Below are 26,289 nucleotides of genomic sequence, written 5' to 3' on the forward strand. Positions count from 1 at the left end.
GCGCCAGGCAGGTTTTCAGCTGCGAAGGGCAGTCAGCAACTCTTCCATGTCTTCAGGCATATCGGTTTCGAACTCCATCACCTCGCGGGTGCGGGGGTGTTCGAAGGCCAGAAGATAGGCATGGAGCGCTTGGCGCGGGAAGCGGTTGACTGTGCTTCTCGCCGGTTCTTCCAGAAGGTTCGCCTTGGTGCGGAACGCGGCGCCATATTCGGGATCGCCGATCAGCGGATGGCCGATATGGGCCATATGCACGCGGATCTGGTGGGTGCGGCCGGTTTCCAGACGGCACTCGACCATGGAAGCGAGGCAGGAGGCGTCCGGCCGCTCATGGAAGCGTTCCATCACCTCATAATGAGTGATCGCTTCACGGGCATCGAACGAATCCTCATTCTTGACGGCGCGTTTGGTGCGGTCGGCACCACGGCCAAGGGCGGCATCGATGGTGCCACGAAGCGTGCGCGGACGGCCCCAGACGACGGCCTTATAGGCGCGTTCCAGCGGGCCGGTGCGGCCATGGTCGGCAAATTGTGCGGCCAGATGCCGGTGGGCATTGTCGTTCTTCGCAACGACCATGACGCCTGATGTTTCCTTGTCCAGCCGGTGCACGATGCCGGGGCGCTTGACGCCGCCAATGCCGGAGAGGCTGTCGCCGCAATGATGAATGAGGGCGTTGACCAGCGTTCCCGTCCAGTTGCCGGCGCCTGGGTGCACGACGAGCCCGGCGGGCTTGACCAGCACGATCAGGTCTTCATCCTCATATTCCACATCGAGGGGGATATCCTCGCCCTTGGGTTCCGGGTCTTCCGGCTCAGGCATCACGATCTCGATACGGTCGCCGGGATGCACCTTCTTTTTCGGCTCCGTCACCGGATTACCGTTGAGAGACACTGCGCCCTGTTCGATCAGCGCCTTCAGGCGGCTGCGGGAGAAGTCGCTGCCCACTTCGCCCGCCAGCCAGGAATCGAGGCGGCCTTCGGCGTCTTCCCCGGCAATCAGGACTTTCCTTGCGTCTCCGCCTTGTTTAAAGGGGTCGTTCATTCTTATTTTTCCGATCCATCAGCATTTCAGGGAACCCGATGACGCAGATCGAGCAAGACGAACAGGAAGACAAGCCGCTTGATCCGGCCATGGAAAAAGTTCGCCGCAAGATGATCCGTTTGCAGATCGTGTCGGGCTCCGTGATGTTTATCAGCCTTATGGCTGTCTTCGGTGCGGTTGTCTACAAGGCGATGGGGCCGTCGAAGACCGTTCAGACGCAGGCGGAAGCGCCGAACCTCGCCGTTCCCACTGGCAATGGTCCGGTGGCCGTGACCGCCAGCCTGCCGCAGGGCTTTGCGATCGACAATGTCAGCTATTCCGGCGGCGACATGCTGTTTTATGGCCGGCTGGCAAACGGCACGCGCAAGGCGCTGGTCTTCAACGTCGCGACCGGCCGTTTCCTGGCCGATGTGACTGTTGATGGCCAGTGAGGTCAACAACCTCCTGGATGGGCGGGTGCTGATCTCAATCGACGACCCGGCCGATCCGCGCATCGCCGCCTTTCGCGATATTCGCGAGCGTGATCTCACCGGCCGGCAGGGTCGCTTTATTGCCGAAGGCACGGTGGTGCTGCGCATGCTGGCCGCCGCTCACAAAGCGGGTGGGGCCTTTGCGGCGGAGAGCATTCTCATCCTCAAGAACCGGCTTGCCGGCGTTGCGGATATTCTTGCCGATTTCCCTGAGGATGTGCCCGTTTATGTGGCTGAAGCGCCGGTGCTGGATGGTATTGTCGGTTTCCATCTGCATCGCGGCATTCTGGCGATCGGGCGACGGGTGCGCGATGATGGGCTGGAAGAGATGACGGCAGCACTTCCTGCGTCGTCTCTGGTGCTCGTCGGCTGCGGCATTTCCAACCACGATAATCTCGGTGCTATGTTTCGCAATGCGGCGGCTTTTTATGCCGATGCGGTGCTGCTGGACGAGACCTGCTGCGATCCGCTCTATCGCAAGGCGCTGCGGGTTTCCGTGGGGTCGGTGCTGTCGGTTCCCTATCATCGCGGCGGCGGGGCGGTGGAAATGCTGGAACGGCTTTCCGAGGCCGGTTTTGCGATCTGGAGCCTGTCGCCGAATGGCGAGACGGAAATACGCGATATTCCCCGCTCCGAGCGCATGGCGCTGGTCATCGGTACGGAGGGTGAGGGGTTGCCGCAATCGGTGCTGTCGCGGTTTCATACGGCGCGGATTGCACAGTCGCCGCAGCTGGACAGCTTGAATGCGGGGACGGCTTCGGGGCTGGCGCTTTATCAGATGGCGGGGGCGATCGGGCGGGTGTGAGGTTTTGCTTACCGCTGCCTTTGTGGGTGACGTTTACGTTGGCCTTGGTGGGTGGGGTTTACCCCCCTCTGTCCTGCCGGACATCTCCCCCACAAGGAGGGAGATCGGCAAGACGCGATATCGGCACTTCATTCACTAATGTCGAGTTGGGCAAGACCTTGCCGCATATCGATCTCCCCACCTGTGGGGGAGATGCCCGGCAGGGCAGAGGGGGGTTAGCCGCATACACTGCGCCGTAAGGATATCACCCCTTGCGCTTCTCCATCACCACCTTCGCCCGCTTCGCAAGGCTCTCCCGCCCCGATGACCCTGACGCCTTGGCCAGCAACCCCGGAATAGGCGATGCCTCACCCTCCTGCGCGGCTGTCAGCGCGATCATCTCGGCGGCAATCCTTGCGATTTCGCGGCGGATGGGTTCGTCATTGCCGGTGCCGCGCACATTCAGCAGGCGTTCGGTGAGAGCGGTGCCCTGATTGCGGATATCCTCGATTTCCTGTTCCAGACCTTCCGATGCCGCTGCGCCTGGCTGCGCTGCCGGCTCAACCGCGGGGGAGACGGCTGCTTCTTCTGCAGTCGCCTTCTGTTCCGCGTCCTTCGCTGCCACGGGTGCTGTTTCGAGCGCGGCGGCTGGCGTTGGCGCTTTCGGTTCCGGCGGGTTTACCGCTTTCTCCACTGGCGCTGCCGGGTTCGGCAGGCGAATGACCATGTCGTTGCTGCGGCCGCCGGTTGCCGCAAGCTGGTCCTTAAGCCGGGCGACTTCCTGGTTGCGCAGGGTCAGCATCGTGTCGAGATCGGCGTTTTTGGCGATGGTGCTGGCCAGTTGTTCTTCCAGCCTTGTCACCTTGCGGCTTTCGCGCGCAACGGCTTCCATCGCTTCCCTGTTGCGGCCGGCGACATCCTGCAGCTCGCGGGTTGCCGTCTCGCCTTCCTTTCGGAAGCGCGTGGCGCTCTGCTTGGCCTGCTCGGCTTCGAGATCGCGGGTGGCGGCGAGGATCTTTGAATCGTCAAGTTCACGCGTCAGGTTGGTCAGGCGCGCGGTGAGATCGGCCATCTGGCTGGCGCGCTCGTTCGCGGCCTGTTCCTGTTGTGCAAGGGCCGCCTGTATGGTGCCGGCGCGTTCTTCGGCTACATCGAGGGCGGCGCGCAAGTCACCGATCTCCAGCGTCAGCTCCTCGATTTTCAGGGCGAAGCTGCGGTTCTGTTCGCCAAGGCGGTAGGCGTCGCTGGAGGCCGCTTCGTTGGCGAGGCGCAGCGAGGTGTTCTTTTCCCGTTCGGTATCCAGTTCCTGGCGAACCTTGGCGTTTTCGGCGGCGTAAAGAGCACGCGCCATGTCCTTCTGGGCGCGCACTTCCTGCGGGCTGATGGGCATGGTGGCACGCAGGCGGTTTTCCGTATAGGCGACGATGCGGCGGTGGATCGCAGGTGCGATCAACAGCGCCAGCAGGGTTGCGGTAAGAAAACCCAATCCGAAGAGAATGGCATATTCGATCACGCGGGACAGTCTCCGAAACTCAGATACGCGCGCATTCGGAAAGAGGGGCGCGAAAGCACGTTACGCTATTATTGCAACCGTGGGGAGGGGTTTCCCTTTGGCAATTCGCGGGCGGGACGTTGCCACTTGTTTCTTCTTCCCCGGGGGGGAGAAGTCCGCGGCAGCGGGATGAGGGGGCAAGGGTTATGAGATACGGCAACGTTTCCCCCGCATCCGACCCTTCGGGCCACCTTCTCCCGGCGGGGAGAAGAAACCTGCCGCAACGCCTCATCCTATAGACCACCGTTCGCTGCGCTCAGACCTCAGCGAATCAGAAGGGGTTCCAGGTCGGCTGCTGTGTCAGCTTCAGGTAACCGACATTGATGCCGAGGCGCGCGCCGATGCCGGTGCGGATGGGAGCCAGCGTCACATCGCTGCTTTTCAGATAGGTCATGCCGACGCCGGCAACTATGAAGGCGGAGCCGCTGACGCCGCCATAGCGGCGATAAAGCGCATCGACGGAGGGCAGATTGTAGACCAGCATCATGGCGCGGGTGCCCTGGCCGCCATAATCGAGACCGAGCGAGGGGCCCTGCCAGAAGACGGGGTGCTGGCCGGCATTCTTCGTGTAAAGTGTGCCTTCGCCATAGGTGAGGCCGGCAACGAATGCGCCGGAGCCTTCCTGGCCGAGAATGTAACCGTTCGGAAGACCATATTGCTGGAAGGCGCGCTCCACCACCTTGGCAAGGCCGCCGGTGGTTTCACCGAAGAATCCGTGGCCTGCATCCACGACTTCCTGCATGGAATATTGATCGCTGGTCTGGGCCGCAGCCGGCGCGACCCACATCAGGAGGCCCGCAAGGAGCGCGACAATTTTTCCCAGTCCGAGGCGTGCAATGGTGCGGGTTTTCGTAAGGCGCATCGTCATGTCCGTCCGTCTGTTTTTTTAACGCATCAGCCCGAAAAACCGAATCGGTTTTCGCAAGGGCCGACGCTTAGAGTCAAAGTTCTACAGCATCTGTCGTGCGTCCTAACGGATACACGGGGCTCCAATGTGGCCTGTTAAGGCATTTGGCATTTTGAAACCATCCTATTAACAATCGGTTTACCAAATATGGTGTCATTATGGCTTAACAATTTCCACACCGTCCGCGCCTCCCTTGCGCAGGAGAGAATTTTATGACCAGCAAACTCAATATCACGCTGTCCGGTCCCGATCTGGCGGCTCTTCTGTGCAGCCGTGTGTGCCATGATGTGATTTCTCCTGTCGGCGCCATCAATAACGGCCTCGAACTGCTGGACGAGGGCGGCACGGATGACGATGCGCTCGATCTCATCCGCACGTCAGCCCTTAACGCATCCGTGCGGCTGAAGTTCGCCCGCCTCGCATTTGGCGCTTCCGGCTCGGCCGGTGCCTCCATCGACACCGGTGAGGCGGAAAAGGCTGCCCAGGATTTCGCCGCCGCCGAAAAGAAAGCGGAAGTGAGCTGGAACGGCCCGCGTGCGATCGTCGCGAAGAATCGTGTCAAACTTCTGCTCAACCTCTTCCTCGTCGCCTATGGCGCGATCCCGCGTGGTGGCAATGTGGATGTGCTGCTGGAAAATCCCGATGGTGACGCCAGGTTCGAAATCACCGTCAAGGGGCGGATGATGCGCGTTCCGGCCAAGTTCGTGGAAATTTACGAAGGGCGACTGGAAGAGGCGGTCGACGCCCATTCCGTCCAGCCCTATTACACGCTGCTCCTGGCGGAAGAGGCCGGTATGGCCGTGGAATACAAGGTGCACGAAGACCGCATCGTCTTTACCGCAAAGATGGTTGCCGAGTGACGGTGCAGCTGCCGAGGTGAATTTGTGAGAGGCCGGATCGCGTCAACCGACGCGCCGGCCTTTTTATTTTTGGGAGCATGTTCATGACGCGTCTGGCAACCGCCCGCCTTGTCCTGCGGCCGCATGCCATTTCGGATGAAGCGCTTTATTGCGCCTTCTGGGGGGCAGCCGTCCGGCCGATCGAGGGGGTCGCGTCGATTGCTCCGCTGGACCCGGAGCTCGCCTTCGCCCGCCTGTTGCGTTTCATCGGCCATTGGTCCGTCTTCGGTTTCGGCCCGTTTGTGGTGGAAGAGCTTGCCACGGGGCGCATCGTCGGCGAAGTCGGCTTTGCCCACATGCGCCGTGGCAATGGTGCCGATTTCGATGGGGTGCCCGAGGCGATGTGGAAAATAGACGGGCAATTGACGGGCAAGGGTGTCGCAACCGAAGCGGTGGCGGCTGCGACTGGATGGTTCGACGAGAGCGGTATCTCGCAGCGGACCGTATGCATGATCGATGCGCTGAACACGCCGTCTCTGGCGATCGCCGCCCGATTCGGCTTCCGTCCGTTTCGCGAGACGCTGTTCCGCAACAATCCTGTCCGGCTTTTCGAGCGGATCGTTTAAACCTAGCGATTCGTGTCGATCAGCTCATCTTCACTGATAATGCCGATAAACGAGGTCTTCGGGATCAGAACGAGGCGCTGCCGCATCGAGCTTTCCGCCGATTCGTTCGGCGACAGCGGCCGATTTGCGGTTCTGCGGTGAGACGTAGCTGACAAGCGTCGGCAGTTTTAGCGTCTCGAATGCCCAGTCGCGCAGCGCCGAGGCGGCTTCGGCGGCGTAACCGCGCCCTTCGTGACCCTCGTAAAGCAGCCAGCCCAGTTCTTTTTCCGGAAATAGCGGGCCGTGATTGATGCCGACCTGGCCGATGCATTCGCCTGTTTCGCCAAGCTCGATCATCAGCGCGCCATGGCCGAAGAAGTGCCAATTGGCCAGATCGTGGCAAAAGATGCCCCATGTCGAGGGCAGGTCGTAGGGTCCGCCGACACCGATGGAACGCGGCGAGGCCATGAAATCCCGATAGGCGGGGAAGTCCGCCATGGTTAAGGGGAGCAGTGTCAGGCGTTCAGTCCGAAGGGTTGGGATCGGGTGGTTCATGGCTTTACCTGGTCATAAATCGCAACAAAAAACCCGCTGTCGCCAGCGGGTCTTTTAAAAACTATCCTGGTCCGAGACGGATCAGGCGGTTTCGAGGAATTCCGTGGCGCCGTCAGGCTCGCGCAGCACATAGCCGCGGCCCCAGACGGTTTCGATGTAGTTTGCGCCGCCGGCAGCGTTTGCGAGCTTCTTGCGCAGCTTGCAGATGAAGACGTCGATGATCTTCAGTTCCGGCTCGTCCATGCCGCCATAGAGGTGGTTCAGGAACATTTCCTTGGTCAGCGTCGTGCCCTTGCGCAGCGAAAGCAGCTCGAGCATCTGATATTCCTTGCCGGTCAGGTGAACGCGCTGGCCGCCCACTTCAACCGTCTTGGCATCCAGATTGACGATGAGTTCGCCGGTGGAGATGACCGACTGCGCATGGCCCTTGGAACGGCGGACAATGGCGTGAATGCGGGCAACAAGCTCGTCCTTGTGGAACGGCTTTGTCATGTAATCGTCTGCGCCGAAGCCGAGACCACGAACCTTGTCCTCGATGCCGGCCATGCCGGACAGGATGAGGATCGGCGTCTTGACCTTGGAGAGGCGAAGCGTTCTCAGAACCTCGTAACCCGACATGTCGGGCAGGTTAAGGTCGAGAAGAATAATGTCGTAGTCGTAGAGCTTGCCCAGATCCACGCCTTCCTCACCGAGGTCGGTTGTGTAAACGTTAAAGCTTTCCGACTTAAGCATCAGTTCAATGCTCTGCGCTGTTGCGCTGTCGTCTTCAATCAGTAGAACCCGCATAATTATCCCCTTTGCCGCCCGCGAACCGGTAAATCATTGCCTCGCGCGATGCGGATCCAGACGTTGCCTGATTTGCAGGCTGCCACCAAATGGTTAACAAATTCTAATTGCCTTTGGCAAGGTGTATCGAATTTATTAAGCAAGCTAGGCATTTCGCTGTTTTTGCACGTGAATCCACCATCGCCAAAATTGAAGCTTAACGTGAGGATTTCCCGCTAAGTGATTCAATCGACTCTTACATCGTCTGGCCCGTTTTTTTGGACCTGGCATTTACCGACCCTTAAATGATCGTGTTTATCATTAACGATGCCCGTAAACGAAAGGTTAACGACGGCGGTTTTTTATTAACGTCGGGTAACTTTTAGGAATCATTCCGGCACAACGGGTTAACCCGGCCGGTTGAACGGGCGGGTTAAACGGGCCGATCAGGGTGGCATAGTGCCTCTTTGATCCGGGTCTCGCTATCCATGGAGTATTGCGTATGAAGTCGCGTGACAGCCTGGTTCGCCTGAAGGAATTTCAGGTCAACGAAAAACGCAGGCAGCTTAACCAGCTGCAGCAGATGATGTCCGAATTCGAGCGGATGGCAAAGGAACTGGTGCATCAGATATCTCTGGAAGAGAGCAAGTCGGGCATTACCGATCCGACGCATTTCGCCTATCCGACCTTCGCAAAGGCCGCGCGCCAGCGGGCGGATAATCTTCAGGTTTCTATTCGGGAACTGAAGGCCCAGCAGGAGGCTGCCGAGGCTTCGCTGGAAGAGGTGCAGGCCGAATATGAAAAGGCCGCTGCCCTCGAAAACCGCGACGGAGCAATTCGCGCGCGCGCCTGATATCAGGCGTAAAAATCGGACGATGATCGTCCTCATTGACGGCTGCCGGTGGATCAGGAGGCGGCTTTCAATGACAGGACGCCCATGCATTTTTTTGAAAGGCCGCTCCTCAAGGGCGGCCTTTTGTTTTGGGGTGGTGTCCGGGTCTTCCGGGCGGGACGGCGTATCCCTGATTCTTATTGTCCGGGGTTGGTAAAGGGCGTATTTTAAGGGGGTTCCGACCATGAGCCGGAGGGCTTTGCGTGCGCGCCTCAAGCGGGCGCGGACGGCTATCTCAGGGAGGGAAAAATGGCCCGCCAATATATTGATTGCCGCGAATTCCCCAGTGACAGCAAATGCACGATCGCCATCTCCGCCGATTCTCCGGAGGAGTTGATGGAGGCAGCGGTGCACCATGCCGTGACGGTGCATGGGGCCAAGGATACGCCCGAATTTCGCGATGAAATCCGCCACAGCATGCATGCAGGGACGCCGCCGCTGAAAGTGGCGTGACGGGCGAGACGCGCTGTTTTTGTAGGGTTGTGAGGGGTTGGACGTAAGCCGCTTGTTTTTTCTCCCGAGGGGGAAAAGTCCGCGGCAGCGGGATAAGGGGGCGAGTTCTCGGTTAATCGCTACCGTCGCCCCCTGATCCGACCTTTCGGGCCACCTTTTCCCCGGCGGGGAGAAGAAAGACGCTGCAGCGCTCGTGATTGCCTGTCGGGTTACCCCTGGATGACATCCGCCCATTCGGCATGGCGCAGCGTCTGGGCCTTGAAGAAGGGGCAGAGCGGAATAATCTTCCAGCCGCCCTTGCGGGCTTCATCGATCGCATGGGCGGCGAGCGCCTGGCCGACACCCTTGCCGCGCAGGGCATCGGGCACGCCGGTATGGTCGATGATGATAAGGGTGGGGGAGGTGCGCGAATAGGTCATCTCCGCCTTGTGGCCGTCGATGGTTGCCGAATATTCGCCGTGCGATCCGGTTTCGGTGGTCTTGATGTCCATGGTCTCTGCCTCCGCATTGCTGTTCGTTTTCGCCAGTCTAGCGGCTTGCGCCTGAATTGAAACAGCACAATAGCGAACGCAGCGGACACAAACCGGCAACAATTACCGTCGGTGTCGGGCAGTTTTCAGGAGAGATCCGAAATCAAACCGAAAGCCCCGTCGATGGTCCGGCGGGGCGTTCTCTAAATTCGGTCTGGGCGCGTTACCGCGCCAGCGCACTGGTTCAGTGGCGATATTGCTGAATGCGCGTGGTGCGCAGGCCGGCAAGGCCATGATCGGAGATCGAGGACTGCCAGGACAGGAATTCTTCAACGGTGAGCGTATAACGCTCGCAGGCTTCCTCGAGGCTCAGCAGTCCTCCGCGTACCGCGGCAACCACCTCCGCCTTTCTGCGAATGACCCAGCGACGGGTATTGGCAGGCGGAAGATCCGCAATCGTCAGAGGGCTGCCATCGGGGCCGATGACATATTTAACTCGTGGGCGTATCATTTCGGTCATTGGACACTCTATACAAACTCAAGACCATATGACGGGAACTCTAGCCCGGTACCTTTAAAAATTGACTAAGCAGGTCGTGACAATTTATTAAGAATTTGAACGGTTTCGCCTGATTTGTTCGAGTCGCCTTATTTTGCCGGGGAAAAATTTTTCCAAAAATCGCATTTTTTTTCTCGTGCATCGGTTGTTTCCCTCACAGCGCGGCAAGCGACAGGCATGTTTTCCCGTTGCCCTGGGTCAACTCCACCGTCCCGTCATGTTGCAGCCGCAGCCGGTCGCCGGCATCAAGGGCAAGGAGCGCGGTTGCCGACTGCGTGGTGCCTGCACTTGAGGCATTGCCGGCAATGCTGAAACTGGCCGGCACGCCGTTGACGCCGAGCGTCACGCGGTGGCCGGACGAGGCGACCACGGCCAGAGACAGGATAGTGAGATACAGGCCTTTGGCGGGAATGACGAGTTCCCGCCCGCCGTCGCTCACCGCATCACCAAGCGTAAATCCGCCCTCGGCGATGGTGAGCACGGAAAAACCGGCGGCAGAGCCGCTGGCCGGTTTCGTGGTGCCCGCCGGCAGGCCGGCGACGGCAACCGGGCGGTTTGGCATCGAGACCCGGCCATCGCCGCTGCACAGCAGCGCCGTATGCCACAATGTGCCGTCCCTGCTGGTCTTGATGGAAAAGCCGTCGTTGCCGGCAAGACCCATTTCAGCCCGGCCGCTCCAGCCGGACTGGAAGAGCAGCGAGGCGGTATCGGTTTTGCCCGCCTTGTTAACCGTCAGGCGGTGGCTGCCGTCGTCCTGCGTATGGGTGAAGAGGCTTGAGGGAGAGGCGAGTGCCATGCGGTTATTCGCATCGGCCTCCGCGCCGATGCCCAGCCGCTCCAGCCGGCCGTTGGCCGGCAGCGGCATATCGCGCCAATGTCCGTCCTGCAGCACCCGGTATCTGCTTTCGGTCACAAACCATGCCGTCCAGCCGGGCTGCGGGGTGATCGAAAGCCATGCGTCGTCCTGCCGGAACATCAGCCTGCCGCCCTTGCCGGCCCAATCGCCCGTGGTATCGGCGGAGAGGAGAAAGCAGTCTCCTTCGGCCGCATTTTCGGGCGGTGCCGTGACGGCGGCCCTGATGACGAGCTGCACGATGGCGTCGAGCCTTTGCAGGGCTTCATTATGGGTGACGTGTTTCTGGGCCTGCGAGGGCAGGATGTAGGGAAGCCGAAGTCTCGCCGTCTGTTCCGTCATGATGTGCTTTCCGCGCGGTTGTGTTGGTCGCGGGGCATTGTGATGCGGTGGCGTGGGGTGGGGATGAAGGAGGATGGAAATATTTTTTTAGGGACGGTGATGGTGGATGTTTTGTGGGGCTCCGGCGTCTGCGGCTTACCCCCCTCTGCCCTGCCGGGCATCTCCCCCTCAAGGGGGGAGATCGACAAGCGGCTAGGCTTCGGCCATCTCGACGTTGGAGAACGAAGTGGCGGCGGTACTTCTGGCCGATCTCCCTCCCTGTGGGGGAGATGCCCGGCAGGGCAGAGGGGGGTAAGCCGCACGCGCCGAAGCAGAGATCGGTCCACACGTCACAATAACCGCAGGAACCCCGAGGCCTGTTACCCCGCGCGGTCCGCCACGACCGCCATCGCCCCTTCGGCAATAAAATCCGGGTTGGCCAAAGCATCCTCTCCGTCACCCTTCACCGCATAGGCAAGAAGTCTGCCCTCGCAATCGAGCGTCCGGCCGCCTGCGGCGCGCAATACGGCGTCGCCGGCGGCGGTGTCCCACATCATGGTGCGGCTGAAGCGGGGGTAGATATCGGCGGCACCCTCCGCCAGCATGCAGAATTTCAGCGAGGAACCGACGGAGATGCAGTCCTTCAGGCCGTGTTCGGCCACGAAGGCTTCTGTCTTTGCGGTGCAATGCGAGCGGCTGATCAGCGCCACCGGGGAGGCGCCGCGCCGGCGTGCCTGGATGGGGTGGCGCGACAGGATCGCGCCGTCGCCTGATATTGCGAGCTTTTCGGCGGCATTGTCCTTGCCCGTCCACGCCTGTCCGCGGCAGGGGGCGTAGACCACGCCGGCCACCGGCACACCGTTGCGGATGAGCGCGATGTTGACGGTGAAATCGTCCTTGCCGGAAATGAACTCCTTGGTTCCATCCAGCGGATCGACAAGAAAGAACTCCGCCCCCGTTGCCGGCAGGATGCCGCTCGAGACGGCCTCTTCGGCAATCACGGGGATGTCGGGAAAATGGGCAGACAGTGCCGCAAGAATGATCGCCTCGGCGCGTTGGTCGGCCTCGGTCACGGGCGAACAGTCGTCCTTGTATGACACATGCGGGCCGGCGCGATGGACCGCCATGATGGCCTGCCCGGCGTCCAGCGCCGCTTTCGTCAATATGTCGATCATCTCTTTGCCACAGCCATCCGGCGACGGGGCCATCCCGTCATGGGGTTCTGTCCTTACGCTCTTCGCTACTCTTTTGCCCGTCGTCCGTCAAATAACGGCATCGGACGTTATTAAAATAAGCATTCGACCGTTATTTTTTCAGCACTTCCTGCCAAAATCATGGCTTTTTTGATCGGGAAAGCGGCAGTCCATGTGGAAATTCCAAATTTTGTGCAGGATCGCCCGTTTTTGACTTCACATTTCTAACGAACACGATATGCATTTTGCAGGTGGGGGCTTCCAAAAAAGGTTTCCCCTATAATTAACATAAATGAGGCGTGGTCCATTCGAGGCCATACCCGGGGGAAAGATATGGAGTACTTTGTCCAGCAGCTCATAAACGGGCTGACTCTTGGATCAATCTACGGCCTCATCGCTATCGGCTATACGATGGTTTACGGCATTATCGGCATGATCAACTTCGCCCATGGCGATATATTCATGCTTGGCGGCTTTGCCGCCCTGATTGTATTTCTGATCGCAACATCCTTTTTCGCCGGCATTCCGGTGGCGCTTCTTCTGCTTCTGATGATGGTCGTCGCCATGCTGATGACCGGTCTTTGGAACTGGGTGATCGAGCGCGTCGCCTACCGGCCGCTGCGCGGCTCATTCCGTCTCGCGCCGCTGATTACCGCCATCGGCATGTCGATTGCGCTGTCCAACTTCATCCAGGTCACGCAGGGTCCGCGCAACAAGCCGATCCCGTCGATGGTGACGGACAGCTATCATTTCGGCGCCATTACCATTTCGCTGAAGCAGCTCATCATCATGGTCGTCACCTCGGTGCTGCTCTTCGCCTTCTGGTATATCGTCAACAAGACCCCGCTCGGCCGGGCGCAGCGCGCCACGGAGCAGGATCGCAAGATGGCGGCGCTGCTGGGTGTGGATGTCGACAAGACGATCTCCATCACTTTCATCATGGGTGCGGCGCTGGCTGCGGTCGCAGGCACCATGTATCTGATGTATTACGGCGTTGCCTCGTTCAACGATGGCTTCATTCCGGGCGTCAAGGCCTTCACCGCGGCGGTTCTCGGCGGTATCGGGTCGCTGCCTGGCGCCGTGCTGGGTGGTCTGCTGATCGGCCTCATCGAATCGCTCTGGTCTGCCTATTTCTCCATTGCCTACAAGGACGTTGCGGCGTTCGGCATTCTGGCATTCGTGCTGATCTTCAAGCCGACCGGTATTCTCGGTCGTCCGGAAGTCGAGAAGGTTTGACATCATGACCAATATCGCTTCCGAAAATAACACTTCCGGCTCGAGCCTGATGGCGACAGCCGTGAAGGAAGGCATCATTGCGGGCGTCGTCTCGCTCGGCATGTTCATTCTTTATGTCGGCATCGTCACCTATCAGGACATCAATAACCAGCTGATATGGGGAACGCGCTGGGGTCTTCTGTCGATCTTCGTCGCCGTTGCCGCCATCGGTCGTTTCCTCATGGTCGGCTTCATCAAGCCGTCCGTCGATCGTCGCAAGCTGGCCAAGGCCAAAAGCGGTGTGCTGGAGATTTCCGAAGAGAAGGGCTTCTTTCACAAGCACTTCCTGAAGTTTGCGCTGGTGCTGCTGCTTCTTTATCCCGTTATCGCCGTGCAGCTGTTCGGCTTTCAGGGTTCGCTGAAATTCGTCGACAATTTCGGCATCCAGATCCTGATCTATGTGATGCTGGCCTGGGGTCTCAACATCGTTGTCGGTCTCGCCGGTCTGCTCGATCTCGGTTACGTGGCTTTCTACGCCGTCGGCGCCTATTCCTATGCGCTGCTTTCGAGCCACTTCGGCCTGTCCTTCTGGGTTCTGCTGCCGGTTGCCGGTATTCTCGCGGGCTTCTGGGGCATCATCCTAGGCTTTCCGGTGTTGCGCCTGCGCGGTGACTATCTGGCGATCGTGACGCTCGCCTTTGGTGAAATCATCCGCCTCGTGCTGCTGAACTGGACGGATGTGACGAAGGGTACTTTTGGTATTTCCGGCATCGCCAAGGCGTCGATCTTCGGCATCTGGTCCTTTGATGTCGGCGCGCCGAACAATTTCGCCAAGGCCTTCGGCCTGTCGATGTCGTCGGCCTATTACAAGATCTTCCTGTTCTACGTGATCCTGCTGCTGTGCATGCTGACGGCCTATGTCACCATCAAGCTGCGCCGCATGCCGATCGGCCGGGCGTGGGAAGCACTGCGCGAAGACGAGATCGCCTGCCGTTCGCTCGGCATCGATACCGTCATCACCAAGCTCACCGCCTTTGCGACGGGCGCGATGTTCGGCGGTTTTGCCGGCTCGTTCTTCGCTGCGCGTCAGGGTTTCGTGTCGCCGGAAAGCTTCGTGTTCCTGGAATCGGCCGTCATCCTCGCCATCGTCGTTCTCGGCGGCATGGGTTCGCTGACGGGTATTGCCATTGCCGCCCTCGTTATGGTCGGCGGCACCGAGCTTCTGCGTGAAATGGAATTCCTCAAGCACGTCTTCGGGCCCGATTTCACCCCGGAACTCTATCGTATGCTGTTGTTCGGTCTTGCCATGGTCATCGTCATGCTGTTCAAGCCGCGTGGCTTCGTCGGCTCGCGTGAACCCACGGCTTTCCTTAAAGAACGCAAGGCCGTCTCCGGCAGCTTTACCAAGGAAGGTCACGGTTGATGGCTTCCGGAACGACAACAATGGCAAATGATACCATCCTCAAGGTCGAGCATCTCTCGATGAAGTTCGGCGGCCTGATGGCCATCAACGATTTCTCCTTCGAGGCGAAGCGCGGCGAGATCACCGCATTGATCGGCCCCAACGGTGCTGGCAAGACCACGGTCTTCAACTGCATCACCGGCTTCTACAAGCCGACAATGGGCATGATCACCATGCGCCAGCAGAATGGCGAGGCGCATCTTCTCGAGCGCCTGCCGGATTTCGAAATCACCAAGAAGGCCAAGGTGGCGCGCACCTTCCAGAACATCCGCCTGTTTTCGGGCCTGACCGTTCTGGAAAACCTGCTGGTGGCGCAGCACAATGCGCTGATGAAGGCCTCGGGTTACACCATTCTCGGTCTTCTCGGCCTGCCTGCCTATAAGCGGGCGGTCGCAAGCTCGATCGATAAGGCCAAGTACTGGCTGGACAAGGCCGATCTGACCGATCGTGCCGACGATCCGGCCGGCGATCTGCCCTATGGCGCGCAGCGCCGTCTGGAAATCGCCCGCGCCATGTGCACGGGGCCGGAACTTCTGTGCCTCGATGAGCCGGCCGCCGGCCTCAATCCGAAGGAATCGCTGGCGCTCAACACGCTGCTGCGTGGCATCCGCGACGAAGGCACGTCGTTGCTGCTAATCGAGCACGACATGTCCGTGGTGATGCAGATTTCCGACCATGTGGTGGTTCTGGAGTATGGCCAGAAGATTTCCGACGGCACGCCGGACCATGTGAAGAACGACCCGAAGGTCATCGCCGCCTATCTGGGTGTCGAGGATGATGAAGTGGAAGACGTGATTGCGGAAGAACTCGATGGGGGAGCGGCCTGATGTCCGGTGAACCGCTTCTCAAAGTTCAGGGTGTCGAAACCTATTATGGCAATATCCGCGCTCTGGCCGGTGTCGATGTCGAAGTCAACAAGGGTGAAATCGTCAGCCTGATCGGCGCCAACGGCGCCGGCAAGTCGACGTTGATGATGACCATCTGCGGCAGCCCGCAGGCGCGCGCCGGCCAGGTGATTTTCGACGGCGAGGACATTACCCAGCTGCCGACGCATCTCATCGCCCGCAAGCGCATCGCCCAGTCGCCGGAAGGTCGCCGGATTTTCCCGCGCATGACGGTGCTGGAAAACCTGCAGATGGGCGCCAATCTCGACAACCTGAAATATTTCAAGGAAGACGTCGAGAAGATCTTCGTGATGTTCCCGCGCCTCAAAGAACGCCAGAGCCAGCGCGGCGGCACGCTTTCGGGCGGTGAGCAGCAGATGCTGTCCATCGGCCGCGCGCTGATGTCGCGTCCGAAGCTGCTGCTTCTCGACGAGCCGTCGCTTGGTCTTGCGCCTTTGATCGTCAAGGGCATCTTCGAGGCGATCAAGAAGCTGAACCAGGAAGAGGGCCTCACCGTGTTCCTAGTGGAGCAGAACGCCTTTGCCGCCCTGAAGCTTTCCGACCGCGCTTATGTGATGGTCAACGGCAAGGTGACGATGAGCGGAACGGGCAAGGAACTGCTTGCCGACCCGCAGGTTCGAGCCGCCTATCTGGAAGGTGGAAGGCACTGAAAGATTTTACTTGCGCCGGACGTTTTGCGGCGCAAGATTGCGAATGGCATCCCGCCGCAGCCTTGGTGCCAGGCGGCGGGACGCAAACAATAAAAGCCGGCCGGGAAACGGCGGGACGACAAACAAGGCAGGGTCAGGGTGTTTTCACCCGGCCTGATGGGGAAAGAAATGCAGGGCCTTTTTTTCGAAACGGATAACGGCGTGCGCTATGTTTTGCGCGCACTGGTTGTTCTCTTGGGTTTCTGGACGGCATGGCGCACGGGTAAGTCCGTGGCCGATGGCTGGGGCGAATATCCACGTGTGGTGATCTACACGCTGGCTCTGGGGCTGGTGATGCGCTTCCTGCATTTCGCCCTGTTCAATGGGCCGTTCATCAACGGCTTCTATTATGTGTTTGACGTCGTTCTTCTTCTGGTCTTTTCCAGCATCGGTTTCCGCATGCGCCGGACGAGCCAGATGGTCAATAACTACTATTGGCTCTACGACAGGACGTCGGCATTTTCCTATAAAAAGAAGAATTGACAGTCGGGTTTTTCCGGCGTCACTAATACTCGGCAGAGTGGAACGTTTCTGTTCAGTGAAGGTGGGTACTGAACGGGTGCTTGTAATCAACCCATCCAAAGGAACTGGGAGTAAAGTAATGAAGAAGTCTCTTCTTTCCGCTGTTGCGCTGACCGCCATGGTCGCGTTCAGCGGTTCGGCCTTCGCCGATGTTCTGATCGCCGTCGGCGGCCCGCTGACCGGACCGAACGCTGCTTTCGGCGCTCAGCTTCAGAAGGGTGCCGAGCAGGCTGCAAAAGACATCAATGCCGCAGGCGGTATCAATGGCGAGCAGATCAAGATCGTGCTGGGTGACGACGTATCCGACCCCAAGCAGGGTATTTCGGTCGCCAATAAATTCGTCGCCGATGGCGTGAAGTTCGTTGTCGGTCACTTCAACTCCGGCGTTTCCATTCCGGCGTCTGAAGTTTATGCTGAAAACGGCATTCTCGAAATCACGCCTGCTGCAACCAACCCTGTTTTCACCGAACGTGGCCTGTGGAACACCTTCCGCACCTGCGGCCGTGACGACCAGCAGGGCGGCATTGCCGGCAAGTATCTGGCCGACCACTTCAAGGACGCCAAGATCGCCATCATTCACGACAAGACCCCCTATGGTCAGGGCCTTGCCGATGAAACCAAGAAGGCTGCAAACGCCGCTGGCGTCACCGAAGCCCTGTACGAAGGCGTCAACGTCGGCGACAAGGACTTCTCGGCGCTGATCTCGAAGATGAAGGAAGCCGGCGTTTCCATTATCTACTGGGGCGGCCTGCACACCGAAGCCGGTCTGATCATCCGCCAGGCGGCTGACCAGGGCCTCAAGGCGAAGCTGGTTTCGGGCGACGGTATCGTTTCCAACGAACTCGCTTCCATCGCCGGCGACGCCGTCGAAGGCACGCTCAACACCTTCGGTCCTGATCCGACACTGCGCCCGGAAAACAAGGAACTGGTAGAGAAGTTCAAGGCTGCCGGCTTCAACCCGGAAGCCTACACGCTCTATTCCTACGCAGCACTGCAGACGATTGCAGAAGCCGCGAAGGCCGCTGGTTCCGTGGAGCCTGAAAAGGTCGCCGAAGCCCTGAAGAAGGGTACCTTCAAGACCGCACTCGGCGACATCTCGTTCGACGAAAAGGGCGACCCCAAGCTTCCCGGCTACGTCATGTACGAATGGAAGAAGGGTCCGGACGGCAAGTTCACCTATATCCAGCAGGGCAGCTAAGCCTTTCTGCGACACCCAATCGAAGCCCGGCAGCAATGCCGGGCTTTTCTTTTGCGCGACGGGCGCCACACTGGAGACAACAAGGCAGGAGACAAAGCCTCCCGAAAACTGCAATGGGGGGTGGCAATGGCGATGAAACGGATGGTGTCTCTGGTCCTTGGTCTTGCCATGCTGGCGGCCGTGCTCGGTGGCGTTCATCTCTTCAGCAAATCCCGCACGACGCAATTGTTCGGAGAGATCATTCCAAGGGTCGAGACGCCGAGGCCGGTGGTGGCCCTGACATTCGACGACGGGCCCTCGGTGCGTTTCACGCCTGCGGTCCTGGCGATCCTGAGGGAACGCGGGACCAAAGCGACATTCTTCCTGGCGGGCAAGGAAACCGAAGAAAATCTGCCGCAGGCTCGCATGATCGTCAGCGATGGCCATCAGGTTGGAAACCACAGCTATACGCATTCCAACATGGCTTTGATGGGACTGGCGCGGGTGGGCGATGAGATCGAACGAACGGATGCCGCCATTCGGGCTGCGGGCTACGAGGGCGAGATCATGTTCCGCCCGCCCTATGGCAAGAAGCTGTTCGCCTTGCCATTGTATCTTTCCCGGCATAAGCGGAAAACAATCATGTGGGATGTCGAGCCGGAATCCTATCCAGATATCGCCGAGGATGCAGCCGCTCTTGCAAAGCACGTCATCGAGCACACGAAAAACGGCTCGATCATCATCATGCACGTCATGTATCGCAGCCGCGAGGCCTCACGGCAGGCCTTGCCGCTGATCATCGATGGACTACGTCAGCGCGGGTTCGAGTTTGTGACCGTGTCGCAGCTGCTGGAAAATCACTGAGACAGCTGCGATCAGTTCAGCCGGTCCAAAATGAAGTCAGCTCGGTCCTCGACGCCCGATTTCGGAAGGACGACAGTCTCATAGTCAAGGGCTTGATAATCTCTGACGAGACGGTCGTATTCGGCCACGGCCGCGGCAAAATCATGCCGACGCTCCGCGTCTGCCCGATAGATTTCCGGCCAGGGCGGGGTGAGAAAGACCAGCCTGTTATAGCGATGTTCGCGGTGCATCGTTTCGATGAAGGGGTCACCGCTGACCTCGCGTAGAGCCGAGGCGGCATCGATCAGGCCGCGATCGAAGAAGACGGTGCCGTGCTCTGGCGTATGCTGCCGGTCTTCAAGCGCCACAGAAATAGCGCGGCGCGCAAAGGCTTCGAGGTCTATCCACGGCAGAGCGTTGCCGCCATCGCGGGTTTGTTCGATGACGATTCTGCGGCCGGGTTCCTCGACGGTGGCGTAACCGCGCCGGCCAAGTTCCGCAAGAAGGGTGGATTTTCCGCCGCCGGAGCAACCGGAGAGAATGATGAAACGGTTCATTGGGGGGTGCGTTCCTGTGTTGGGATCAGGGCAGGGGGTGGTGATTTTTTGGGAGGTGGGTGCCGCGCGTTTCTTCTCCCCGCCGGGGAGAAGGTGGCCCGAAGGGTCGGATGAGGGGGCAAGCTCTCGGTTTTATCGCGACCCTTGCCCCCTCATCCCGCTGCCGCGGACTTCTCCCCGGCGGGGAGAAGAAACAAGGGGTTACCGCTCGTTCAACAAGCAGAATTTGCGTATTTGAGCGGGAATGTGTCGGAAGAGCCTACCATAATTTGGCGAGTCGTCACCCCTGATGCAGAATATGCGCCGCCTTGACCGCGGCAGAGGCGCGGTTTTCCACGCCGAGCTTCACATAGATCTGTTCAAGATGCTTGTTCACCGTCCGGGCGGACAGGCCGAGAATATCGCCGATATCGCGGTTGGACTTGCCCTTGGCGATCCACAACAGCACTTCCGATTCCCGCGTCGTCAGCGCGAAATGCTCTTTCAGCAGATGGTCATCCGACTTTTCGTTGGCGGCGGTCAGGCGAAACAGATGCTCATCCGGGCCCATCGCGCCGAGGAAGGAGAGCTGCAAGGCCGGGCGTCCTGCCTGGGTGATCGTCAGCGGTGCATCGCGGCCGGTTTCGGAGGCTGTTCTTTCGCCGAGCCAGCGGCCGATATGGCTGACGACGATCTCCATGCCGTCATCCCGGCCCGTCGCAGCATTGACGAGCCGCGTTGCCTGGGGTGTTGACCAGTGGATGGCTCCATTGGCGCGCACGGCGAGAAGATGGCGGCCGGCAGCATCGAGCGCGACACGGGCGCTCTGGGCGGACCGGGCATTGGAGAGATGCACGCGGATACGGGCGCGCAGCTCATCGATATTGATCGGCTTGGTTAGATAATCGACGCCGCCGGAGTCCAGCGCCCGCACCACATGTTCGGTCTCCGTCAGGCCGGTCATGAAGATGACCGGCACCTGCGCCACCGCCGCGTTCGCCTTAAGACGTCGGCAGGTTTCGAAACCGTCCATGGTGGGCATGACGGCGTCGAGCAGGATAATGTCGGGCGTGATGCGTTCGGCAATGTTGATGGCGGCCTGTCCCGATGTGGCGATGAGGGCGGAAAAGCCCGACTGTTCCAGCGCATCGGTCAGGAATCCCAGCGCTTCCGGGCTGTCATCCACCAGCAATACGATGTCTCTCGGGGCTGCCGCCTGAGCGCTCATGCCTTGAGGTCTCCCCTGTCACTGTCTTCGAACCGCTTGAGAAAACGCGCATAACCGGCCAGATCGAAAGCCTGCACATAGGCGCCGAGTTCCTGCGTGAAGGGCAGGTTTTCCGTGTTGCGGGCAAGATCGGCGAGTTTCGCCTCAATGCCGCGTATGTAGCCTATTTCACCCAGCCGCTGCAAATCCTGGATGTGAATGGCACCGGGGTGGACGATCTCGGCAGGCGGCTGCGGTTCCGGCGCGGGCGGCAGATCCGTATCGTAGATCCATTTCAACCCGAGATGCACGGCGAGCCTGTCGCAGAGGTGGCGAATATCGACTGGCTTGGCAATGGCGTCGTTGTGGTTGTCGTCGCCGGCACCCGCGATCGCACCATCGCCAATATTGGCCGAGAGCATGATGAGCGGCGCAGTCTGCCCCGCCTCGCGCAGCTTCGTCACAAGCTGCCAGCCGGTCATGCCAGGCATGGAAATATCGATGAGGAAAAGGTCTGGCTTCACGCCTTCGATGAGTGTGAGGCATTCCGGGCCACTTTGGGCGGTCAGCACCACGAAATCGAGAGGCGAGAGCACCTGCCGCATCAGCTCGCGATGATCCTCGTTGTCATCGACCACAACGATGGTGCGGCGTGGACCGGAATAGGAGCGGATGGTCTTTTCCGGCGCTGGCGCCGTGTTTGGCCGGTGGACGGCGGATAGCATGAGGCGCACACGGAAGGTGGAGCCTTTGTCCTTTTCGCTGGAAACGGAAATCTCGCCGCCAAGCGTGTTGGTCAGAAGCCGGGTGATGGTCAGACCGAGGCCAAGCCCCGGCATGGGCCGCACGCTTTCGGCCTCGCCACGCTGGAAGGGTTCGTAGATGCGGGCGAGGTCCTTTTCGGCAATGCCGCGGCCGGTATCGGACACGGTGAAGCTCGCCACCTGGCTGCGATAACCGACATCAAAGGTCACAGCGCCCTCATCGGTGAACTTGATGGCGTTGGAAAGCAGGTTGACGAGGATCTGGCGCAGCCGCTTTTCATCGGTGCGCACATATTGGGGCAGAGCGGGCGAGCGGTCGTGCCTGAATTCCAACCCCTTGGCCTGCGCCTGCGGGCGGAACATATCGACGATCTGGTCGAGGAAATCCTGGATATTGATCTCGTTCGAATAGACCTGCAGGCGGCCCGCCTCGATCTTGGAAATATCCAGCAGTCCGTCGATCAGGCCCGACAGGTGGTCTGCCGAGCGGCGAATGACCTTGATGGCCGATTGGCGGGGAGGGGGGATGGTCTCATCGCGTTCCAAAATCTGGGCGTAACCGAGAACGGCGTTCAGCGGCGTGCGCAGCTCGTGGCTGAGGCCGACGACATAACGGCTTTTGGCGCGGTTGGCGGCTTCCGCCGTTTCCTTGGCGTCCTGAAGGGCGGCGTCGGTCTTCTTGTGGGCGGCGATTTCTTTCAGCAGCAGCGTGTTTTGACGGGAGGATTCCTCTTCCGCCACCACCCGGCTGTCATGGGCAAGCACGAGGAACCAGCAGACGATGCCGGCTATGACCGCAAAGACGAAAAACACGATGAGGATGGTGCGATTGACCACATCTGCCGTTTCCGGTGAGGCCGTGCCGACCTGATGCGCGATCATGGCCAGAATGCCGCCGATGGTGGTGACGGCAATGGCCGCCGCCATGCCGTAGCGTCCGAGCCGGGTGGCGAGCTTCGCCACCAATTGTCTCGGCAGGAAGGTTTTGGCGACGGTCGCCACCTGATAGTTGAGCTTTGCCTTCGGCTTGCACATGTCATGGCAGCGGCTGTCCAGCGAGCAGCAGAGCGAACAGATCGGCGCGGCATAGGCCGGGCACCAGGCCATGTCCTCCGGCTCGAAAGGGTGCTCACAGATGGAGCAGGTGATGCTGCTCTCTGCGCGCCATTGCTGGCGCGGCTTGCGGGCAAGGTAGAATTTGCCCTTTGTGCCCCAGGCGATCAGAGGCGAAGCAACGAAGGCGACGGTGAGGGTGAGATAGGGCGCGAGCGAGGCGGCAAGCGGGCCGAAAGTGCCGAAATGCGCCATCAGCGCAATGGTAGCGGACAGCGCCATGGAGCCGACGCCGACCGGGTTGATGTCATAGAGATGGGCGCGCTTGAATTCGATGCCCGGCGGGGCAAGGCCGAGCGGCTTGTTGATGAACAGATCGGCCGAGATGGTGCAGAGCCACGCCATGGCGATGATGGAGAAGATGCCGAGTGTTTCTTCCAGCAGCCGGTAGATGCCGAGTTCCATCAACAGCAGCGCAATCGCCACATTGAACACCAGCCAGACGACGCGGCCGGGGTGGCTGTGGGTGAGGCGGGAGAAGAAATTCGACCAGGCGAGCGACCCCGCATAGGCATTCATGACATTGATCTTCAGCTGCGAGACGACCACGAAAGCGACCATGAGCAGCATGGCTGCCGTCTGGTTGGGGATCATGTAACCGAAGGCGGTGAGATACATCTGCGCCGGATCGGCGGCACGATCTACCGAAACGCCGGAACTGAAGGTGAGCACGACGAGGAACGAGCCGGCGAGCAGCTTTGGCACGCCGACGACGACCCAGCCGGCACCCGCCAGAAACACCGCGATGCGGTGGCGCAGGCGGCTCTGGCCCTCGGCTGGCAGGAAGCGCAGGAAGTCCACCTGCTCGCCGATCTGCGACATCAGCGCCAGAATGACGGCGGAGGCCGCGCCGAATTCCACCAGATTGAAATCGGCCACGGTGCCCGGCGGGCCGGAGGCGTGGTGGATGCCGGAAAAAGCCCGCCACAGATCGTATTTCTCCCAGTCCATCAGGGCGATGAAGATGAAGGGCAGGATGTTGAGAATGATCCAGAACGGCTGCGTGATGATCTGGAAACGGCTGATGAGGCGCACGCCATGGGTGACGAGCGGAATGACCATGACGGCGGAGATGATGTAGCCGATCCACAAGGGAATGCCGAGCGCCAACTCCAGCGCGCCGGACATGATCGACGCCTCGATGGCGAAAAGCATGAAGGTGAAAGCGGCATAGATGAGCGAAGTGATGGTGGAGCCAATGTAACCGAAGCTTGCGCCGCGTGTCAGTAGATCGATATCGACGCCGTGGCGGATGGCATAACGGCTGATCGGCAGGCCAACGGCCAGCATGGCCACGGCAGCGACAAGGATGGCGTAAAAAGCGTTGGTGGTGCCGTAGGAGAGCGTGATCGCCCCGCCGATGGCCTCAAGGGCGAGGAAGGATATCGCCCCAATGGCAGTGTGGGAAATGCGGTTAGAGGAAAATTGCCGGGCGCTCTTGGCGGTGAAACGCAGCGCATAATCTTCCAGCGTCTGGTTGGCGACCCAGCGGTTATATTCGCGCCTGACGGGGATGATGCGTTGCCGTGCCGCCATGCCTATTGAGCGCCTTTCCGCCCGCGGCCGTTCACAGCCGCACCGACATGCCGCCATCCACCGTCAGCACATGGCCGTTGACGAAGGAGGCCGCGTCGCTCGCGAGAAACAGGGCCGCACCGGCGATTTCATCCGGTCTGCCCCAGCGCTCCAGCGGCACGCGCAGCTTGGCAAAGGCGACCATTTCAGGATTTTCGGCAAGGGCGGCGTTGGTTTCGGTGGCGAACATGCCCGGCGCAATGGCGTTGCTGGTGATGCCACGCGCGCCATATTCGACGGCGATGGCCCGCATCAGGCCCGTCAGCCCCTGCTTGGCGACAGGATAGATCGCATCGCCCGGCCGCACGATGTGGCCAAGAATGGAGGTGATGGTGATGATGCGGCCATGGGCCTTTGCCGCCATGGCTTCCGCCGCATCCCGCGACAGGGAAATGGAGGAGGTGAGATCGGTGCGGATCAATTCCAGCACGTCCTCATCGCTGAACTCGGACAGCGGGCGGCGGTCGCGCGCGCCGACATTATTGACGAGAATATCGAGGTGGCCGAGTTCGCTCATGATGCGGTGGACCAGCGCTGCCCCTGCCTTGGTATCGTCGATATCGAAGGCGGAATAATCGGCCTTTCCGCCCGCCTCGCGCAGCGTGTCAACCGCCTGTTGCAACGTCTCGGCATTGCGGCCGGTCAGCCAGACATGGGCGCCAGCTTCGGCAAAGGCTTTGGCGATTTCAAAACCGAGACCGCGGCCGCTGCCGGTGATGATGGCGGTGCGGTTCTTGAGGGAAAATTTTTCGAGAATGCCCATCGTTCACCTTTCTGCTCGAAAGCACATGGCCTGCTTTGAGGCGCCGGGGCGAACCCTGTCCGGGTCAAGGAAGCGGCGATGCCCTTGCTCAAAGACGCGCAACTCACTGCGCCGAAAGGAGTATGCCGCGTCGGGCGCATGGGGAAAGGTCACCTGTCCGCCTGGCCGTTCGGTGGACAGAAAAATGGCGTCGCCCGGCTTGAGCGACGCCATCAATCAGTTATCAGGCAGCAGCCGACTTTGCGAGCGGCACTTCAGCGATCGTCTTCAGAACGACGGAAGCGATCTGGTAGGGGCAGCCCTGCGAGTTCGGACGACGGTCTTCAAGGTAACCCTTGTAGCCATTGTTAACGAAGGAGTGCGGAACGCGGATCGACGCGCCGCGATCTGCCACGCCGTAGGAGAACTTGTTCCACGGAGCGGTTTCGTGCTTGCCGGTCAGGCGCAGATGGTTGTCCGGACCGTAAACGTCGATGTGTTCCTGCCAGTTCTTGGCAAAAGCAGCCATGAGGGCTTCGAAATATTCCTTGCCGCCAACTTCACGCATGAACTTGGTGGAGAAGTTGCAGTGCATGCCCGAACCGTTCCAGTCGGTATCGCCGAGCGGCTTGCAATGGAATTCGACGTCGATGCCGTACTGCTCGCACAGACGCAGCAGCAGGTAGCGAGCGATCCAGATCTGGTCGGCGGCGCGCTTGGAGCCCTTGCCGAAAATCTGGAATTCCCACTGACCCTTGGCCACTTCGGCGTTGATGCCTTCGTGGTTGATGCCGGCTTCCAGGCAGAGATCAAGGTGCTCTTCAACGATTTCGCGGGCAACCGAACCAACGTTCTTGAAGCCTACGCCCGTGTAGTAAGGACCCTGCGGAGCGGGGTAACCCTGTTCCGGGAAGCCGAGCGGGCGGCCGTCCTGGTAGAAGAAGTATTCCTGCTCAAAACCGAACCATGCATCTTCGTCTTCGAGAATGGTTGCACGGCTGTTCGACGGATGCGGGGTAACGCCGTCAGGCATCATGACTTCGCACATCACGAGCGCACCATTGGTGCGGGCCGGATCAGGATAGATCGCGACGGGCTTCAGCACGCAATCCGACGAATGGCCTTCGGCCTGCTGGGTGGACGAACCGTCAAAACCCCAAAGCGGCAGCTGCTCGAGTGTCGGGAATTCATCGAATTCCTTGATCTGCGTCTTGCCGCGCAGGTTTGCAACCGGCTTGTAGCCGTCCAGCCAGATGTACTCGAGTTTGAACTTAGTCATTACG

General features: G+C 60.1%; 27 protein-coding genes. 13 read left to right on the forward strand and 14 right to left on the reverse strand.

Going from position 1 to position 26,289, the window contains the following annotated elements; translation table 11 throughout:
* Positions 1 to 15: 15 nt before the first annotated feature.
* A complete protein-coding gene (locus tag ACFVTJ_RS00590) occupies positions 16 to 1,038 on the reverse strand; it encodes an RluA family pseudouridine synthase (RefSeq protein ID WP_386903714.1) in 1,023 nt (340 codons plus the stop codon).
* A gap of 38 nt (positions 1,039 to 1,076) precedes the next feature.
* On the opposite strand from ACFVTJ_RS00590, the gene ACFVTJ_RS00595 reads away from it, so the two are divergent.
* Entirely contained in the window at positions 1,077 to 1,469 is a 393-nt protein-coding gene (locus ACFVTJ_RS00595) for a hypothetical protein (RefSeq protein WP_386903716.1), read from the forward strand.
* Positions 1,459 to 2,313 (forward strand): TrmH family RNA methyltransferase, encoded by an 855-nt coding sequence (locus ACFVTJ_RS00600; RefSeq protein WP_386903718.1) that lies wholly within the window; start codon positions 1,459 to 1,461, stop codon positions 2,311 to 2,313. The genes ACFVTJ_RS00595 and ACFVTJ_RS00600 overlap by 11 nt, the downstream gene beginning before the upstream one ends.
* A 244-nt stretch (positions 2,314 to 2,557) precedes the next feature.
* Here ACFVTJ_RS00600 and ACFVTJ_RS00605 read toward each other — a convergent pair whose 3' ends face one another.
* Together ACFVTJ_RS00605 and ACFVTJ_RS00610 are read right to left on the reverse strand one after the other, a co-directional pair.
* Positions 2,558 to 3,805: a hypothetical protein gene (locus ACFVTJ_RS00605; RefSeq protein ID WP_386903720.1), complete on the reverse strand. Its 1,248-nt coding sequence runs from the start codon at positions 3,803 to 3,805 to the stop codon at positions 2,558 to 2,560.
* A 310-nt stretch (positions 3,806 to 4,115) separates the two neighbouring features.
* Positions 4,116 to 4,712: a DUF1134 domain-containing protein gene (locus ACFVTJ_RS00610; RefSeq protein WP_386903721.1), complete on the reverse strand. Its 597-nt coding sequence runs from the start codon at positions 4,710 to 4,712 to the stop codon at positions 4,116 to 4,118.
* Positions 4,713 to 4,963: 251 nt separating this feature from the next.
* On the opposite strand from ACFVTJ_RS00610, the gene chpT reads away from it, so the two are divergent.
* Entirely contained in the window at positions 4,964 to 5,611 is a 648-nt protein-coding gene (gene chpT / locus ACFVTJ_RS00615; protein WP_386903724.1) for a histidine phosphotransferase ChpT, read from the forward strand.
* 83 nt (positions 5,612 to 5,694) lie between these two features.
* Positions 5,695 to 6,216, forward strand: a complete 522-nt coding sequence (locus ACFVTJ_RS00620; RefSeq protein ID WP_386903726.1) for a GNAT family N-acetyltransferase — start codon at positions 5,695 to 5,697, stop codon at positions 6,214 to 6,216.
* 30 nt (positions 6,217 to 6,246) lie between these two features.
* On the opposite strand, the gene ACFVTJ_RS00625 is transcribed toward ACFVTJ_RS00620, so the two are convergent.
* Positions 6,247 to 6,750, reverse strand: a complete 504-nt coding sequence (locus ACFVTJ_RS00625; RefSeq protein ID WP_386903728.1) for a GNAT family N-acetyltransferase — start codon at positions 6,748 to 6,750, stop codon at positions 6,247 to 6,249.
* A gap of 81 nt (positions 6,751 to 6,831) precedes the next feature.
* Positions 6,832 to 7,536, reverse strand: coding sequence for a response regulator transcription factor CtrA (gene ctrA / locus ACFVTJ_RS00630; RefSeq protein ID WP_003491823.1), 705 nt, complete (start codon positions 7,534 to 7,536; stop codon positions 6,832 to 6,834).
* Positions 7,537 to 8,017: 481 nt separating this feature from the next.
* Here ctrA and ACFVTJ_RS00635 point away from each other — a divergent pair, with 481 nt between their 5' ends.
* Together ACFVTJ_RS00635 and ACFVTJ_RS00640 are read left to right on the forward strand one after the other, a co-directional pair.
* Positions 8,018 to 8,368 (forward strand): flagellar export protein FliJ, encoded by a 351-nt coding sequence (locus ACFVTJ_RS00635; RefSeq protein WP_003491821.1) that lies wholly within the window; start codon positions 8,018 to 8,020, stop codon positions 8,366 to 8,368.
* A gap of 288 nt (positions 8,369 to 8,656) precedes the next feature.
* The gene (locus ACFVTJ_RS00640) at positions 8,657 to 8,860 is read left to right on the forward strand and encodes a DUF1059 domain-containing protein (RefSeq protein ID WP_080789885.1); all 204 of its coding nucleotides are present in this window, start codon (positions 8,657 to 8,659) and stop codon (positions 8,858 to 8,860) included.
* Between the two features lie 209 nt (positions 8,861 to 9,069).
* On the opposite strand, the gene ACFVTJ_RS00645 is transcribed toward ACFVTJ_RS00640, so the two are convergent.
* From ACFVTJ_RS00645 to cysQ, 4 genes are all read right to left on the reverse strand, one after another.
* Positions 9,070 to 9,351 (reverse strand): GNAT family N-acetyltransferase, encoded by a 282-nt coding sequence (locus ACFVTJ_RS00645; protein ID WP_386903733.1) that lies wholly within the window; start codon positions 9,349 to 9,351, stop codon positions 9,070 to 9,072.
* A 223-nt stretch (positions 9,352 to 9,574) separates the two neighbouring features.
* Positions 9,575 to 9,850 (reverse strand): DUF1153 domain-containing protein, encoded by a 276-nt coding sequence (locus ACFVTJ_RS00650; protein WP_004430042.1) that lies wholly within the window; start codon positions 9,848 to 9,850, stop codon positions 9,575 to 9,577.
* Positions 9,851 to 10,043: 193 nt separating this feature from the next.
* Positions 10,044 to 11,084: a DUF2793 domain-containing protein gene (locus ACFVTJ_RS00655; protein ID WP_386903736.1), complete on the reverse strand. Its 1,041-nt coding sequence runs from the start codon at positions 11,082 to 11,084 to the stop codon at positions 10,044 to 10,046.
* 359 nt (positions 11,085 to 11,443) lie between these two features.
* Positions 11,444 to 12,238 (reverse strand): 3'(2'),5'-bisphosphate nucleotidase CysQ, encoded by a 795-nt coding sequence (gene cysQ, locus ACFVTJ_RS00660; RefSeq protein WP_386903738.1) that lies wholly within the window; start codon positions 12,236 to 12,238, stop codon positions 11,444 to 11,446.
* A gap of 351 nt (positions 12,239 to 12,589) precedes the next feature.
* Here cysQ and ACFVTJ_RS00665 point away from each other — a divergent pair, with 351 nt between their 5' ends.
* The 7 genes from ACFVTJ_RS00665 (at position 12,590) to ACFVTJ_RS00695 (ending at position 19,090) form a co-directional block, all read left to right on the forward strand.
* Positions 12,590 to 13,492, forward strand: coding sequence for a branched-chain amino acid ABC transporter permease (locus ACFVTJ_RS00665; RefSeq protein ID WP_386903741.1), 903 nt, complete (start codon positions 12,590 to 12,592; stop codon positions 13,490 to 13,492).
* A 49-nt stretch (positions 13,493 to 13,541) separates the two neighbouring features.
* Positions 13,542 to 14,894: a high-affinity branched-chain amino acid ABC transporter permease LivM gene (gene livM / locus ACFVTJ_RS00670; protein ID WP_386905217.1), complete on the forward strand. Its 1,353-nt coding sequence runs from the start codon at positions 13,542 to 13,544 to the stop codon at positions 14,892 to 14,894.
* Positions 14,894 to 15,760 (forward strand): ABC transporter ATP-binding protein, encoded by an 867-nt coding sequence (locus ACFVTJ_RS00675; protein ID WP_386903743.1) that lies wholly within the window; start codon positions 14,894 to 14,896, stop codon positions 15,758 to 15,760. Before livM ends, ACFVTJ_RS00675 begins: the two co-directional genes overlap by 1 nt.
* Positions 15,760 to 16,488, forward strand: a complete 729-nt coding sequence (locus ACFVTJ_RS00680; RefSeq protein ID WP_386903745.1) for an ABC transporter ATP-binding protein — start codon at positions 15,760 to 15,762, stop codon at positions 16,486 to 16,488. Before ACFVTJ_RS00675 ends, ACFVTJ_RS00680 begins: the two co-directional genes overlap by 1 nt.
* Before the next feature lie 168 nt (positions 16,489 to 16,656).
* On the forward strand, positions 16,657 to 17,010 hold the full coding sequence (locus tag ACFVTJ_RS00685; RefSeq protein WP_386903747.1) for a DUF6867 family protein: 354 nt from the start codon (positions 16,657 to 16,659) through the stop codon (positions 17,008 to 17,010).
* Positions 17,011 to 17,128: 118 nt separating this feature from the next.
* A complete protein-coding gene (locus ACFVTJ_RS00690; protein ID WP_386903748.1) occupies positions 17,129 to 18,247 on the forward strand; it encodes a branched-chain amino acid ABC transporter substrate-binding protein in 1,119 nt (372 codons plus the stop codon).
* 126 nt (positions 18,248 to 18,373) lie between these two features.
* Entirely contained in the window at positions 18,374 to 19,090 is a 717-nt protein-coding gene (locus tag ACFVTJ_RS00695) for a polysaccharide deacetylase family protein (protein ID WP_386903750.1), read from the forward strand.
* Between the two features lie 11 nt (positions 19,091 to 19,101).
* On the opposite strand, the gene ACFVTJ_RS00700 is transcribed toward ACFVTJ_RS00695, so the two are convergent.
* From ACFVTJ_RS00700 to ACFVTJ_RS00720, 5 genes are all read right to left on the reverse strand, one after another.
* A complete protein-coding gene (locus tag ACFVTJ_RS00700; RefSeq protein ID WP_386903752.1) occupies positions 19,102 to 19,626 on the reverse strand; it encodes an AAA family ATPase in 525 nt (174 codons plus the stop codon).
* 280 nt (positions 19,627 to 19,906) lie between these two features.
* A complete protein-coding gene (locus ACFVTJ_RS00705; protein WP_386903754.1) occupies positions 19,907 to 20,833 on the reverse strand; it encodes a response regulator in 927 nt (308 codons plus the stop codon).
* Entirely contained in the window at positions 20,830 to 24,225 is a 3,396-nt protein-coding gene (locus tag ACFVTJ_RS00710; RefSeq protein ID WP_386903756.1) for an ATP-binding protein, read from the reverse strand. Before ACFVTJ_RS00710 ends, ACFVTJ_RS00705 begins: the two co-directional genes overlap by 4 nt.
* A gap of 31 nt (positions 24,226 to 24,256) precedes the next feature.
* Positions 24,257 to 25,027: an SDR family oxidoreductase gene (locus tag ACFVTJ_RS00715; RefSeq protein WP_386903758.1), complete on the reverse strand. Its 771-nt coding sequence runs from the start codon at positions 25,025 to 25,027 to the stop codon at positions 24,257 to 24,259.
* Positions 25,028 to 25,250: 223 nt separating this feature from the next.
* On the reverse strand, positions 25,251 to 26,285 hold the full coding sequence (locus ACFVTJ_RS00720) for a glutamine synthetase beta-grasp domain-containing protein (protein ID WP_386903760.1): 1,035 nt from the start codon (positions 26,283 to 26,285) through the stop codon (positions 25,251 to 25,253).
* Positions 26,286 to 26,289: the final 4 nt, after the last annotated feature.

The organism is Agrobacterium sp. NPDC058088 (assembly GCF_042885035.1).
GTDB lineage: Bacteria > Pseudomonadota > Alphaproteobacteria > Rhizobiales > Rhizobiaceae > Agrobacterium.

What these genes read in the sequence shown, in the direction of transcription:
- ACFVTJ_RS00590 (WP_386903714.1), bottom strand. Translation starts at nt 1,038, where the DNA reads ATGAACGACCCCTTTAAACAAGGCGGAGACGCAAGGAAAGTCCTGATT.
- ACFVTJ_RS00595 (WP_386903716.1), top strand. Translation starts at nt 1,077, where the DNA reads ATGACGCAGATCGAGCAAGACGAACAGGAAGACAAGCCGCTTGATCCG.
- ACFVTJ_RS00600 (WP_386903718.1), top strand. Translation starts at nt 1,459, where the DNA reads ATGGCCAGTGAGGTCAACAACCTCCTGGATGGGCGGGTGCTGATCTCA.
- ACFVTJ_RS00610 (WP_386903721.1), bottom strand. Translation starts at nt 4,712, where the DNA reads ATGACGATGCGCCTTACGAAAACCCGCACCATTGCACGCCTCGGACTG.
- chpT (WP_386903724.1), top strand. Translation starts at nt 4,964, where the DNA reads ATGACCAGCAAACTCAATATCACGCTGTCCGGTCCCGATCTGGCGGCT.
- ACFVTJ_RS00620 (WP_386903726.1), top strand. Translation starts at nt 5,695, where the DNA reads ATGACGCGTCTGGCAACCGCCCGCCTTGTCCTGCGGCCGCATGCCATT.
- ACFVTJ_RS00625 (WP_386903728.1), bottom strand. Translation starts at nt 6,750, where the DNA reads ATGAACCACCCGATCCCAACCCTTCGGACTGAACGCCTGACACTGCTC.
- ctrA (WP_003491823.1), bottom strand. Translation starts at nt 7,536, where the DNA reads ATGCGGGTTCTACTGATTGAAGACGACAGCGCAACAGCGCAGAGCATT.
- ACFVTJ_RS00635 (WP_003491821.1), top strand. Translation starts at nt 8,018, where the DNA reads ATGAAGTCGCGTGACAGCCTGGTTCGCCTGAAGGAATTTCAGGTCAAC.
- ACFVTJ_RS00640 (WP_080789885.1), top strand. Translation starts at nt 8,657, where the DNA reads ATGGCCCGCCAATATATTGATTGCCGCGAATTCCCCAGTGACAGCAAA.
- ACFVTJ_RS00645 (WP_386903733.1), bottom strand. Translation starts at nt 9,351, where the DNA reads ATGGACATCAAGACCACCGAAACCGGATCGCACGGCGAATATTCGGCA.
- ACFVTJ_RS00650 (WP_004430042.1), bottom strand. Translation starts at nt 9,850, where the DNA reads ATGACCGAAATGATACGCCCACGAGTTAAATATGTCATCGGCCCCGAT.
- ACFVTJ_RS00655 (WP_386903736.1), bottom strand. Translation starts at nt 11,084, where the DNA reads ATGACGGAACAGACGGCGAGACTTCGGCTTCCCTACATCCTGCCCTCG.
- cysQ (WP_386903738.1), bottom strand. Translation starts at nt 12,238, where the DNA reads ATGATCGACATATTGACGAAAGCGGCGCTGGACGCCGGGCAGGCCATC.
- ACFVTJ_RS00665 (WP_386903741.1), top strand. Translation starts at nt 12,590, where the DNA reads ATGGAGTACTTTGTCCAGCAGCTCATAAACGGGCTGACTCTTGGATCA.
- livM (WP_386905217.1), top strand. Translation starts at nt 13,542, where the DNA reads ATGGCGACAGCCGTGAAGGAAGGCATCATTGCGGGCGTCGTCTCGCTC.
- ACFVTJ_RS00675 (WP_386903743.1), top strand. Translation starts at nt 14,894, where the DNA reads ATGGCTTCCGGAACGACAACAATGGCAAATGATACCATCCTCAAGGTC.
- ACFVTJ_RS00680 (WP_386903745.1), top strand. Translation starts at nt 15,760, where the DNA reads ATGTCCGGTGAACCGCTTCTCAAAGTTCAGGGTGTCGAAACCTATTAT.
- ACFVTJ_RS00685 (WP_386903747.1), top strand. Translation starts at nt 16,657, where the DNA reads ATGCAGGGCCTTTTTTTCGAAACGGATAACGGCGTGCGCTATGTTTTG.
- ACFVTJ_RS00690 (WP_386903748.1), top strand. Translation starts at nt 17,129, where the DNA reads ATGAAGAAGTCTCTTCTTTCCGCTGTTGCGCTGACCGCCATGGTCGCG.
- ACFVTJ_RS00695 (WP_386903750.1), top strand. Translation starts at nt 18,374, where the DNA reads ATGGCGATGAAACGGATGGTGTCTCTGGTCCTTGGTCTTGCCATGCTG.
- ACFVTJ_RS00700 (WP_386903752.1), bottom strand. Translation starts at nt 19,626, where the DNA reads ATGAACCGTTTCATCATTCTCTCCGGTTGCTCCGGCGGCGGAAAATCC.
- ACFVTJ_RS00705 (WP_386903754.1), bottom strand. Translation starts at nt 20,833, where the DNA reads ATGAGCGCTCAGGCGGCAGCCCCGAGAGACATCGTATTGCTGGTGGAT.
- ACFVTJ_RS00710 (WP_386903756.1), bottom strand. Translation starts at nt 24,225, where the DNA reads ATGGCGGCACGGCAACGCATCATCCCCGTCAGGCGCGAATATAACCGC.
- ACFVTJ_RS00715 (WP_386903758.1), bottom strand. Translation starts at nt 25,027, where the DNA reads ATGGGCATTCTCGAAAAATTTTCCCTCAAGAACCGCACCGCCATCATC.
- ACFVTJ_RS00720 (WP_386903760.1), bottom strand. Translation starts at nt 26,285, where the DNA reads ATGACTAAGTTCAAACTCGAGTACATCTGGCTGGACGGCTACAAGCCG.